The 13,590-nt window shown below is 51.6% G+C and carries 5 protein-coding genes; 2 read left to right on the top strand and 3 right to left on the bottom strand.

Features of this window, described 5'->3' with window-relative positions; translation table 11 throughout:
- Positions 1–104: 104 nt before the first annotated feature.
- Both BLW29_RS10420 and BLW29_RS10415 read left to right on the top strand, forming a co-directional pair.
- Entirely contained in the window at positions 105–1,907 is a 1,803-nt protein-coding gene (locus tag BLW29_RS10420) for an ABC transporter ATP-binding protein (RefSeq protein ID WP_256208502.1), read from the top strand.
- Positions 1,900–3,675: an ABC transporter ATP-binding protein gene (locus BLW29_RS10415; RefSeq protein WP_090979044.1), complete on the top strand. Its 1,776-nt coding sequence runs from the start codon at positions 1,900–1,902 to the stop codon at positions 3,673–3,675. Before BLW29_RS10420 ends, BLW29_RS10415 begins: the two co-directional genes overlap by 8 nt.
- 204 nt (positions 3,676–3,879) lie before the next feature.
- On the opposite strand, the gene BLW29_RS10410 is transcribed toward BLW29_RS10415, so the two are convergent.
- The 3 genes from BLW29_RS10410 to BLW29_RS10400 form a co-directional block, all read right to left on the bottom strand.
- Positions 3,880–11,160: an immunoglobulin-like domain-containing protein gene (locus tag BLW29_RS10410; RefSeq protein ID WP_090979041.1), complete on the bottom strand. Its 7,281-nt coding sequence runs from the start codon at positions 11,158–11,160 to the stop codon at positions 3,880–3,882.
- Positions 11,161–11,944: 784 nt separating this feature from the next.
- Complete coding sequence (locus BLW29_RS10405; protein WP_090979038.1) at positions 11,945–12,685, bottom strand: glycerophosphodiester phosphodiesterase; 741 nt, start codon at positions 12,683–12,685, stop codon at positions 11,945–11,947.
- A gap of 30 nt (positions 12,686–12,715) precedes the next feature.
- Positions 12,716–13,546, bottom strand: a complete 831-nt coding sequence (locus tag BLW29_RS10400; protein WP_371264699.1) for a carbohydrate ABC transporter permease — start codon at positions 13,544–13,546, stop codon at positions 12,716–12,718.
- Positions 13,547–13,590 lie beyond the last annotated feature (44 nt).

The raw sequence follows: 13,590 nt of genomic DNA, 5'->3' as shown, positions 1-13,590 counted from the left end.
AATAATTTTTTCACTTGATTTCCAACTATTTGTGTTATAATTTCCATAGTTTTTTGACCGGAGAACTGCCCTAACTGGAGTAAGGCGATATTCGGAACCTCAAAATGCAGAAACTTACAGAAGTCGGTGATCACATGTTTCAATTCAAGTGGCTTTGGCACAATCTGATAGGTGATCGAGCGCGTTATATTTTCGCATTATGCCTATCGGTGGTGGGTTCCTCGCTCACCATTATTAATCCTTACATTGGACAGCGAATTGTCGATCTCTTCATCGCTGGCAATGATGCAGCAAGTAATCTGACGGACAAACGAGGGCTGCTGATCGGCCTTTGCTTGGGGATGATCGGGTTTTCCTTGCTTCGCACGAGCCTGGCCTATTGTACGACCTTGCTGTATGAACGAGCTTCGCAGAACATGCTTTATCGCGTCCGGATCTACCTGTATAACAAGATCCAAGGCCAGGACATGAAGTACTACGATCGCAATCGTACCGGGGATCTCATGACCAAGATGACAGGCGACCTCGAGATGGTCCGGCATTCCTTGGCGTGGATCATCAAAACGATCATCGAGTCGCTAACGGTATTTATTGCGGCAGTGGTGTATTTCTTCTATATCGACGCAGAACTGACTTGGTGGCTGCTCATCCTGTCGCCTCCGATTGGGATTGTAGCCTTCATATTCGCCAGACGCGTACGTCCGATGTATGTGGATCTTAGAGAGCGCCTCTCGCAGCTGAATACGACGACTCAGGAAAATATCGCGGGTAATCGCGTGGTCAAAGCGTTCGCGCGCGAGGAATTCGAAATCAACAAATTCACGGAGAAAAGCGTGAACTATTCTACGGCCAATAAGAAAGCGGCCTTGGTTTGGCTGGACTATTTCCCCTACTTGGAGATCTTCTCTCAGGGATTCAGCGTTATTCTGATGCTGGCAGGAGGTCTGTTCGTCATGAACGGACGGATTACATTCGGGGAATTCTCGGCTTTCTCCGCGCTCGTATGGGGACTATCCAACCCGATGCGCAGCATTGGCATCATTATCAATGATATTCAGCGTTTCTTCGCGAGCCTTACCAAGATCATTGAAGTCTATTACGCGCATCCGGAAATCGTCAACAATCACAACAGCGGCACAGTTAAGCGGCGTTATAACGGCCGCATTCAGTTCGAGCATGTGAGCTTTAAGTATGACAGCGTGACGGTGCTGGAAGACATTAACTTCACGATTGAGCCCGGTGAGACAATCGCCATCATGGGTGCGACGGGATCCGGGAAAACGACGCTAATCAACCTCATCCCACGCTTCTATGACATTACGAAAGGCCGCGTCTTGGTGGACGGCAAGGATGTGCGTAAGCTTGAGCTCGACGAGCTGCGCGGCAATATCGGCATCGCAACACAGGATGTCCTGCTGTTCTCCGATACGATCGACGGCAACATTGCCTACAGCAATCCGGATATACCGGAAGAGGATGTCTTCAAGTTCGCCGAGCTTGCAGCTGCCCAAGATTTCATTCGCAAAATGCCGGAAGGCTACAATACCGTCGTCGGTGAACGCGGCGTCGGATTGTCCGGCGGTCAGAAGCAGCGTATCGCCTTGGCTCGGGCTTTGGCCGTACAGCCTCCGATTCTGATTCTCGACGATACGACATCCGCAGTCGATTTAGAGACGGAAGAGCATATTCAGAAGAGTCTGCGCGAGCTGGACTTCCCATGTACGAAGATTATCATCGCTCAGCGGGTATCCACGACGTCGCAGGCTGACCGCATTCTTATTTTGGACAATGGACGTGTCATTGAAGAAGGCACGCACGCCGAGCTTCTAGCTAAGCGCGGTTACTATTACGACGTATTCAAGCTGCAGATCGAAGGCATCGGAAGGGGGGCGATCGCTCATGGCTAGAAATAAGTTCGATATCGACGAGAATTTGGAGTCACCGTTTAATATCCGACATTTCCGGCGGGCGCTGGTCTACATTAGAAGGCAGCAGAAGCCGATGATTATCGCGTTTGTGCTTAGCGCTTTGTCAGCCGGTATCGCGCTCTCCGCGCCTCTCATTATGCAGCATGTCGTCGACGTCACGATTCCGGCTAAGGATCATCAAGGGCTTGTCTTCTGGTCGCTGCTTACACTGGCCACCATCGTCGTCAGCGTTATCTTGGCCACGATTCGCTCGCGTATGATGACGAGCGTCGGGCAGGATATCATCTTCGATATCCGAACGGACTTGTTCAAGCACTTGCAAGAGCTGCCGTTCCAATATTATGACGATCGCCCGCAGGGCAAGATTCTCATACGGGTCGTCAACTACGTCAACTCCGTGTCGGATGTGCTATCCAACGGGATCATCAACTTAATCCTAGAAATTATGAATCTGCTCTTCATTGCCATCTTTATGTTCGCTGTTGATGTAAAGCTGTCTTTTGTCATTCTGGGCGGTCTGCCTGTCTTCCTTGGCATCATCATGCTGATCAAGACCAAGCAGCGCCGTGCATGGCAATCGGTATCGAACAAAAGCTCCAACTTGAATGCTTACTTGCAAGAGAGCATCAGCGGCATTCGCGTCACCCAAATCTTCACTCGTGAGCAGCATAATGAAGGCATCTTCACACGGCTGTCCACCAACTACCGCAGTGCATGGATGAGAACGATGTATCTCAACTTCCTGGTTCCGTTCTCGGTCGATAACCTGGCGACGACGGTAACTACAGCGATCTACTTCGTAGGTCTGCTGGCACTCGGACCGGAAGAGGTAACGTTCGGCGTCATCCTCGCGATGAGCAGCTACGCGTCGCGCTTCTGGCAGCCGATCCTGAATATCTCGAACTTGTACAACAGCTTCATCAACTCCGTCGCCTACTTGGAGCGTATCTTCGAGACATTGGATGAGCCGGTGACCGTCAGCGACGTCAAGGATGCGAAGGAATTGCCGCCTATTCAAGGGAGGGTGACCTTCGATGACGTAACCTTCGCTTACGAACCGGGACATGACATTCTGCGGAACCTTTCGTTCGATGTCAAAGCAGGCGAAAGCATCGCGCTCGTCGGTCCGACAGGTGCAGGCAAGACGACAGTAGTCAATCTGATCTCGCGTTTCTACAACATCACAGGCGGACAGATTCGCATTGACGGTCATGATATTGCGCAAATCAAGCTTAAATCGCTGCGCAGTCAGATGGGGATTATGCTGCAGGACAGCTTCATCTTCTCCGGCACGATTCTGGATAATATCCGCTACGGCAAGCTCGATGCTACCGAGGAAGAAGTTATCGCTGCTGCCAAGGCCGTCTGCGCGGATGAATTTATCCGCGAGTTCGAGAAGGGCTATATGACCGAGGTGAACGAGCGCGGCTCGAAGCTCTCCCAGGGTCAACGGCAGCTCATCTCCTTCGCTCGCACGCTGCTGGCGAACCCGCGCATCCTCATTCTCGATGAGGCAACTTCGTCCATCGATGCGCAGACCGAGCGTCTGGTGCAGATGGGGTTGAACGAATTGCTGAAGGGACGCACGTCGTTCATCATCGCGCACCGTCTCTCTACGGTGAAGAACTGCGACCGCATCATGTACGTTGCTGACAAAGGCATCGCCGAAAGCGGCTCGCATGACGAGCTGCTCGCGCGGCGCGGCCGGTATTACAAGCTGTATTCGGCGCAGAAGATGGAGGCTTAAAGCCTCCGATGTTAGGCAAGCCCCCGATCCTCTTCGTAGAGAGGTTCGGGGGCTTGTTTGTTTGTTGTTGAGGTTCGTATTTAAGCAGGCTGGCAGCTCGCAGGTGGAATGTTGCTTTTCGCGCAACAATCGATAAAAAAAGGGCCTCCTTGCAAGCAGCTTGATTAGCCGCATGCTAGGTGACCCTTTTATCAATTACACTACTTACTTGCTCATCTGTGCCAGCATGTTAAGCAGCACCGTTACAGCTTCTGCTCTTGTTGCATGGTCTGCAGGGGCGAATTCGTTATTGCCCTTGCCTTGCACAATGCCTGCTTGCTTCACAAACGCAACGCTGGCTTTTGCCCATGCCGGGATAGCTTTGTCATCGGAGAAGTCGGTTGCCGCCACTTCTTTAGTAGCTTGACCCATTGCCTTCGCGATCATCGCTGCCATCTCAGCGCGAGATATTTGTGCATCCGGGCGGAAGCTGCCGTCTGCATAACCTGTAATAATAGCGGCTTGTACCGCTTGAGCGATAGCTTTCTGAGCCCAAGCTCCGATTTTCGCATGATCTGTGAACGTAAGCTTTGCTCCTGCTTCTTGCGGCTTCAAAGCATTCATCAGCATAACTGCGAACTCAGCGCGCGTGACGGTTTTGCCAGGCTTGAATGTACCGTCTTGGTAACCGTTAACGATTCCGCTGGTTACCGCCTTCTTGATATTAGCTTCAGCCCAATGTCCGGAGATATCGCTGAATTTAATTGCTGGCGTTGGATCCGTTGGTTTCTGATTAACAACCATTACCGCATATTTCGTAAAGTGATTGACCTCTACGGAGATGTGGTTTGCGTTGATTTGGACACCGCCAACTTTGACCCATTCCTTCTTCACTTCGTCATAATAGAAGACCGCTACTTTCTCATCGCCACTCAATTTGGTCGGATCAAAAGCAAACGTCAGCGTGATGGATTTACTGAAGTTCTCCGTGAAATTCTTCAGAATCTCGAAGACTGGGCTGACTAGAACATCTTTATCCGATAGTAAATGTTGAGTATCCAACACTTTCTCTATCGTTAATTTCAAGTTCGTGTTTATTGCACCTGCCGGTATCTCGATCGTAACCGAGTCTCCAAAGCTAACCTTCCCTGATTGGCCGACAGAAAGCGTTAGTGTACCATCTGTCGAAATCACTGTAGTGTCCCTTGGTGTTGTCGGCGGTGTAACAGTTGGTGCTGCAGTTACAGTTACACGTGCAGCCGTGCTTACATTGTTTGCTGCATCCGTTGCCGTTACCTCAAGCTCTGTCGCTGTAGGTAGAGCTGCCGTCAGCGTGATCGAGAACGCGCCTCCTGTTGCTACTGCCGATCCCAGCGTTGTTCCGCCTGCTTTTACCGTTACCGTTGAACCTGCTTCCGCTGTGCCTGTGATGACAAGGTCATCGCTGTCCACTGCGTTCACTGTCGGTGCTGCCGGTGGTGTTACGTCCGGCGGTGTTACAACGGTTGCCTCTGTTACCGTAATTAGTGTTGCTGGACTTACATTGTTTGCTGCATCCGTTGCCGTTACCTCAAGCTCTGTAGCTGTAGGTAGAGCTGCCGTCAGCGTGATCGAGAACGTGCCTCCTGTTGCTACTGCCGATCCCAGCGTTGTTCCGCCTGCTTTTACCGTTACCGTTGAACCCGCTTCCGCTGTGCCTGTGATGACAAGGTCATCGCTGTCCACTGCGTTCACTGTCGGTGCTGCCGGTGGCGTTGTGTCTGGCGGCGTTACATTGTCCAGCTCGATTACAGTCAGCGTGAACGTCTTGGTCTCGCTTGCTGTGCCTTTTGTGATCGTCGCCGTCAACGTTACCGTTGCGTTGCCCGATCCGTAAGTTGGACGGGTTACCGCACCTGTCGTTGCGTTGATGGCTGCATTATCGGACGACCATGTGACTGTCGTTCCGTTCAGTCCTGATGCTGGCAGTGTTACTGCTTGCGTTACGTTTGTAACTGTATCTCCGGCACCGTATGTGATTGCCAGTGCGGATTTCGCTGCGGATACTGCTTGCGCATCCGTTTGAGTCAGTTCCGTTACAGTCAGCGTGAACGTCTTGGTCTCGCTTGCTGTGCCTTTCGTGATCGTCGCGGTCAACGTTACCGTTGCATTGCCCGATCCGTATGCCGGACGCGTTACCGCACCTGTCGTTGCGTTGATGGCTGCATTATCGGACGACCATGTGACTGTCGTTCCGTTCAGCCCTGATGCTGGCAGTGTTACTGCTTGCGTTACGTTTGTAACTGTATCTCCGGCACCGTACGTGATTGCCAGTGCGGATTTTGCTGCGGATACCGCTTGCGCATCCGTTTGAGTCAGTTCCGTTACAGTCAGCGTGAACGTCTTGGTCTCGCTTGCTGTGCCTTTCGTGATCGTCGCAGTCAACGTTACCGTTGCGTTGCCCGATCCGTAAGTTGGACGTGTTACCGTACCTGTCGTTGCGTTGATGGCTGCATTATCGGACGACCATGTGACTGTCGTTCCGTTCAGTCCTGATGCTGGCAGTGTTACTGCTTGCGTTACGTTTGTAACTGTATCTCCGGCACCGTATGTGATTGCCAGTGCGGATTTCGCTGCGGATACTGCTTGCGCATCCGTCTGTACAAGCTCCACTACGGTTAGTGTGAACGTCTTGGTCTCGCTTGCTGTGCCTTTGGTGATCGTCGCAGTAAGCGTTACTGTCGCATCGCCCGATCCGTATGCCGGACGGGTTACCGCACCTGTTGCTTCATCAATTGCTGCATTATCGGATGACCATGTGACTGTCGTTCCGTTCAGTCCTGTTGCCGCTAGCGTCACGGCTTGCGTTACACCTGCAGCCGTTTCGCCGCTGCCGTAACCAACTACCAGCGCCGTCTTCGCTTCGGTTACAGCTTCCAAGTCCGTTTGAGCCAACTTTGGTACCGTCAGCGTGAACGTCTTGGACTCGGTTACTGCATTCTTCTTGATCGACGCAGTAAGCGTTACTATCGCATCGCCCGATCCGTAAACCGGACGTGTTACCGCACCAGTTGATTCATCAATTGCTGCATTATCGGACGACCATGTGACTGTCGTTCCGTTCAGCCCTAATGCCGCTAGCGTTACGGCTTGCGTTACACTTGCAGCCGTTTCGCCGCTACCGTAACCAACTACCAGCGCCGTCTTCGCTTCCGTTACGGCTTCCAAGTCCGTTTGGGCCAACTTTGGTACAGTCAGCGTGAACGTCTTAGACTCAGTTACTGCATTCTTCTTGATCGACGCGGTAAGCGTTACTGTCGCATCGCCCGATCCGTATGCCGGACGCGTTACTGCTCCTGTCGTTGCATCAATCGCTGCATGATCGGACGACCATGTGACTGTTGTTCCTTTCAATCCTGTTGCCGCTAGCGTCACGGCTTGCGTTACACTTGCAGCCGTTTCGCCGCTGCCGTAACCAACTACCAGCGCCGTCTTCGCTTCCGTTACGGCTTCCAAGTCCGTTTGGGCCAGCTCTGGCACGGTCAGCGTAAAGGTCTTGGTCTCAGTTACTGCATTCTTCGTGATCGTCGCGGTCAACGTTACCGTTGCATCGCCCGATCCGTATGCCGGACGAGTAACTGCTCCGGTTGTTGCGTTGATGGCTGCATGATCGGATGACCACGAAATGGTCACGCCGTTCTGCCCTGTTGCCGACAACGTCACGGCTTGCGTTACGCTTGCAGACGTATCGCCGCTACCGTAACCAACTTCCAGTGCCGTCTTCGCTGCGGTTACCGCCTGCGCATCCGTCTGTGCCAGCTGCGGCACCGTCAGCGTGAACGTCTTCGTTTCGCTTGCTGCATTCTTCTTAATCGTCGCAGTCAACGTTACCGATGAATCACCCGATCCATATACCGGGCGAGTTACCGCACCTGTTGTTGCATCAATTGCTGCATCATCGGATGACCAAGAAATGGTCACGCCGTTCTGCCCTGTTACCGACAACGTCACGGCTTGCGTTACGTTTGCAGACGTATCGCCGCTGCCGTAACCAACTTCCAGTGCCGCTTTCGCTGCGGTTACCGCCTGCGTATCCGTTTGTGCCAGCTGCGGCACCGTCAGCGTGAACGTCTTCGTTTCGTTTGCTGCATTCTTCTTAATCGTCGCAGTCAGCGTTACTGTCGCATCACCCGATCCATATACCCGGCGAGTTACCGCACCTGTTGTTGCATCAATTGCTGCATCATCGGATGACCACGAAATGGTCACGCCGTTCTGCCCTGTTGCCGACAACGTCACGGCTTGCGTTACACTTGCAGACGTATCGCCGCTACCGTAACCAACTTCCAGTGCCGCTTTCGCTGCGGTTACGGCTTGCGCATCCGTCTGAGGCAGCTCTTTCACAGTCAGCGTGAACGTCTTGGTATCGCTCGCTCCACCTCTAGTGATTGTCGCGGTCAACGTTACCGTCGCGTCGCCTAATCCGTAGATTGGACGCGTTACCGCACCTGTCGCTCCGATAACTGCTGCATCATCGGACGACCACGTAACTGTCGTACCAAGCAGCCCTGTTGTTGGCAGTGTTACTGCTTGCGTTACACTTGAAACTGTATCATTTCCGCCATATCCAACCTCAACGGCCGATTTAGCCGCGGCTACTGCTTGCGCATCCGTTGGCGCCTGCTCCAATACGGTTAGCTCAAATGTTTTCGTCTGGCTTATTCCGCTTTTGCTAATCGTCGCAGTTAACGTTACCGTCGCATTACCCGCTCCGTATGCAGGACGTGTTACTGATCCTGTCGCCCCAATCGTTGCCGGAACATTGGAAGACCATGATACGGTCGTTCCATTCAATCCGACAACCGGCAGCGTCATCGCTTGCGTTACGCTTGCAGCTGAATCGCTGCCGCCATAACTAATTGCTAGTGCCGTATTTGCTGCGCTAATCGTATCCTTCGTCACGCTTACTGTCAGAGTCCCGGAAACATTACCCACCTGATCCGTGACAACAATGGCAATGCTGTTGGATCCCTCCGCTAGTTTCGTTAGGTCGACCGGCAATGTCGCTTTACCGTTTGCCGCAACCACGTTTGCTCCGGATTGGAGGACGTTTGTCCCCCCAACTTTCGCCGTCACCGAAGCTCCTGTTTCAGCGTTCACGATGATGTTGAAGTTAGCGGTCTGAGTGGTCCCCGCTTTGTCAGCCGTTCCATCTTCTACCGCGTCTATTGGTGATGTCGTATCCTTCGTTACATGAACCGTTAAATCTTCGGAAAAGTTGCCCGAGGCATCTTTCAACGAGATCACAATTGAATTGTCGCCTTCCGTTAACTTAGCGATCCCTATCGGAAGTGTCGCTTTCCCGCTACCTACAGTTACATCTGTGCCCGACTGCAAAACGTTCAAGCCGCCAACTTTCGCTGTGGCTTTTGGCCCGTTTTGGGCATTCACAACGATATTAAAATCCGCTCTCTGAGTGGTCCCCGCTTTATTAGCCGTTCCATCCTCTGTCGGTGTTTTATAAATCGTGACTGCGCCGGAAGCTGCCGATTGGGAACCGTCTTGGTAATTCACAGTGTCCCCGATCGCTTTGACTTTGACCGTATAACTGCCCGGTCCTGCAGCGCGCATAGCGGCTAGGATATTTGCACTCGTGCTGCCGGCGGCTGCCGAGACTGCGCTGCCCCAGATGGAGCCGTTACGATACAGTTGCACTTCATAGCTAGACGCCCCTGCCACGTTGCTCCAAGATGCTTTTCCATCCGAAAGAAGCTGTACCCCCGCAACCTGCGATAGCGAAGGAGCTGTGTTCACTACATTGACGGCCATCCTATTGAATGGGCTGCCGCTGCTTTCGTGCATGGCAATGACTTGCCACCCGAAAGGCAGTTTGGCCAGAAATGACTTTTTTATCGTAGCCGTAGTGCCTGAAATGCTATAATCGATACCTTCAATTAAATCGCTGCCATAATTGCTGATGGTGATTTTCTTCAAAGTACCTGTAAACGAAATCGAAATATCCGTTGAATTAGAACTATTCTTATCAAAAGTCGTTGCTGTGGGTACAGACTGAACGCTTGTCCAAGTAGCACCGCTATCTGAAGACGTAAGGTAGCCTGAATCTCCGCCAGCATTAAATCCACCTAAACCAGTAACAAACCGTAACGCATTATAGTTGGAATCGGATTTAACCAATGTCCAGCTTTCCCCAATGTCCGTCGACCTATAAATAGATCCAATCTTATCGACTGCCACGAATACGGCATTTGCGAAGGTGACTGATGTGAAGCCGTACCTCGAAACAGGCGTGGGGTTTACAGTCCAAGTCGTTCCGTTACTGGATAAGAGAACACTGCCCCGAGAGTCGCTTACCGCCACGTATTTCCCCATTCCGGAGGTAATAGCCGTCAGTGCAGGAACACGCTGCGGCAAAGCAACAGAGGTCCAATTCACGTAATCGGTCGAATATTTAATAAATCCGTCGTTGCCATGTTTCCCGACAGCGATGTAGTGCGTACCGTTGTATTGAACGCCGGACACCACGCCGCCGTAGGCGTAATCCCAAGTGGTTACTTTGGTTTTCACCACGATGCCGTCGTTGCCAAGCTGCATGTAGACCCCATTTGCATAGAACCCATTTTGCGCGGTCATCGTAGTGGTTTTTACAGCTTCCTTCGTGAAGGCTGTGCCGTTTGAAGACGTAAAGACTCCACCATACGACTCCCCATCGTATCCGAACAAATAATACGTGTCGCCATCATAGAGGCCGCCGAAAACTTGAAAAGATGCGCTGCCAATAGGAGTGCCCAAATTGGACCAGCTATCTGCGTCAGAAGGGTTAATAAACGTATAAGTCCCTCCCAAGGGATCGTTTACATAGAAACGATCATTCAGACAGAGGACGGAGTTGATAAAGAACGAATTATCCAGCTTCTTATGCGACCAACTGGTTCCATTAGTGGAAGTATGTATGTACCCGCCGGAATCACCGATTACGATCGTACTCGCACTGGCTGCGATGGAGGTAAGATCATTGCTCGTCTCAACAGAAGACGAGGTCCACGTAACGCCATCGAGTGAAGAAAGCAGCGTTCCTCCGCTGGTAACGGCATAAAATTGATTCGTCAGTGGAACGAAAGCAACTTTAGCAATCCTGCTCGTAACCGTAGAATCTCGCTGCGTCCAAACTGCACCGTCCGATGACGTCATCACCGTCCCGTCGTATCCGACTGCAACGAACACATTATTACCAAAAGCAACACCTGTGTAGGTGATGTCTAGTCTCGTTTTATCCGCGGCAATCTGCCAATCAAGCCCGTTCGCAGACGTTAGGATTTTGCCGTAATAGCCTACAGCAACGTAGACCCCATTCCCGTACGCAGCTCCTGAGATGGGCTCATTTGGAACAGCACTGGTCAGAGCACCTGTCGATGCGGCGGAAACGATTTGCTTTTGCTGTAAAAACACACCAAAAACAAGCGTAAAACAAATGATCATAATGACGGATTTTGATAATGTTCTACTCACAAAGTACACCTCAATTAATAGTTTGTTTGAAACGATTCACGAAACAGTATTACTGGCTTGTTGCCAGCAACTCGGACGCTATCACGACCTTTCATATCGCCTTATATACAAGCATCTCTATGAATGTAGACTAAGATGCTGCGCTAGTACATTTGTTAAAACTATTATATCGTATAATTCGACATTACTAGTGATTTCTTGTCGAAAAATTATCATTTCCCTGTTAAACGTCCCTCTCAAAAAAAAAACCTCCCGAAACGGGGATATTCTGCAACAAAAGCTCCATCTGCCAATTCTTCGAGAACTCCGAGAACTCCAGTTCCTTCTTCTTGACGGTTATTGGTTTGGCGCAGGAGAGCAGCATTAACTCGCAAACGCCAAAAAGACACGGAACGATATTCCGTGTCTTTCAAGACGGGCCGAGAAGTTACGACGGCGGGCCGTTCCCTTGTTCATAATCAAACCATCCGGGCAAAAGAACAAACGCTAACGGTTGTCAGCGTACTTATTTCATGAAAAAATCCGCTTTTCAACCGCTAACGGTTGTGACAGAACTTATTTCCTGTAAAGTGGTCGATTTCGACTCGGAAATGGCCACTTTAGCTCTCTGGCAACCGTTAGCGGATAGAAACAGCCTTTTCATGCAAAATAACCACGCTCACAACCGTTACAATTTTTGAATGCAGTTGGTAAGGATCCCCCCTCAAGCTTCGTGGCGACGTACCGTTGGTTTCTCTGCAACTGAAAAAGACACGGAGAACTCCTCCGTGTCTTTCACATCAAACTAAGCTTTAACGACATCGCCACGCACAATGCGCAGCACGCGATCCGGATAATTCGTTGTAATCCGAATATTCGGATACGCCTCGATAATCCGCGCCAGAACTTCCGAGTCATCCACCGTCCAGACACCCAGATCCATGCCGAGCGTCGTCATCTCGTCCACCAGCTCTTGCGTAACGAAGCCGTAATGTACCGACAGGCCGGTTGCGCCTGTATAACGAAGCTGCTCCGCAAGCAGCGTCGGCTTGCCGAGGAAGATCAGAGCCGTCGGGATCGACGGATCGATCTCATGCGCCCGCTTCATGGAATCATGATTGAAGGAGGAGAGCACGACTTCCTCCTGCATGCCATGCCGCTGAATCAGCGAGATCACCCGCTCCTCGATGCCCTCGTATTCATTGGCCAGCATCTTCAGCTCCACATGCAGCTTGCAGCAGCCTTTGGCAAGCAGCAGTACTTCCTCAAGCGTCGGAATCCCCTGTCCCGCAAAAGCAGGATCAAACTTGCTCCCCGCATCGAATCGGCGCAGCTCTTCCAGCGTATAGGCTTTGACAGGACCTGTCCCGCTCGTAGTACGGTCCAGCGTATGATCGTGAATGACAACAGGGACGCCGTCCTTGGACAAATGCACATCCAGCTCAATCATCGGAATAGCCGGCTCGCTTAGTGCCAGCTCGAATGCTGCCATCGTATTCTCCGGTGCCTCTCCTGAACATCCGCGGTGTGCCACAATTCTTACCATCGTCACTTCATCCTTCCCATCATTCCTATTTTATTTGACGCCGTTATACACGAAGGCCTTGATAATCTGCCGCTGCGATAAGAAGAATACGATGAGGATCGGCACGACAAGAATCACGTTGCCGGCCATCAGAATATTCCACGTCGCAACGCCTTCCACTTCTCGAATCTTGGCGATGCCAAGCGGCAGCGTTCTTGCTGTTTCGTTAGTCGTCATCACAAGCGGCCAGAAGTAGTCATTCCAGTGCGCAATAAAGCTGAACAAGGCGAACGTCACCAGCACTGGCTTCACGAGCGGCACCATGATCTGCACGATGACCTTCCATTCGGCAGCCTGATCCAGTCGCGCCGCTTCGATCAGCTCATCGGAGATTTGCATGAATGCCTGCCGCAGCAGGAAGATGCCGAAGGCGCTGGACGCGAAGGGCAGGATCAAGCCAAGATGCGTATTGAGCAGCTTGAATGCACTCAGCTCCAGGTATACAGGCAGGAAGATCAGCTGAGCCGGAATCATCAGTGTCACCATAACGATGCCGAACAGGAAACCCGAACCGACGAACTTATATCTGGCAAAAGCATACGCCGCCGGAATGATCGTCATCATCTGCAGGATCAGAATGCCGACCGCAATGATGACGCTGTTCGTGAAATAGTTCAGGAAAGGTCCCGTGTTCCACGCTTTCGAATAATTCTCCCAGACCGGATCGACCGGAATCCACTGCGGCGGGAATACCATTGTCTCGGACAACGTCTTCAGCGATGTGGAGAGCATCCAAAAGAACGGCATTGCAAAAATCAACACCAGCACCAGAAGGCCAATCGTATTTAACCCGCCCAACAAAGCAGATATTGCACGTCTGATCGTCGCTTCACGGGTACGTACATGACTGAGCTTACTGCTTGCAG

Source organism: Paenibacillus sp. CF384 (assembly GCF_900106745.1).
Classification (GTDB): Bacteria; Bacillota; Bacilli; order Paenibacillales; family Paenibacillaceae; genus Paenibacillus_Z.
The sequence above is the reverse complement of the archived record's forward strand: the minus strand, read 5'-3'. Positions and strand labels throughout refer to the sequence as shown.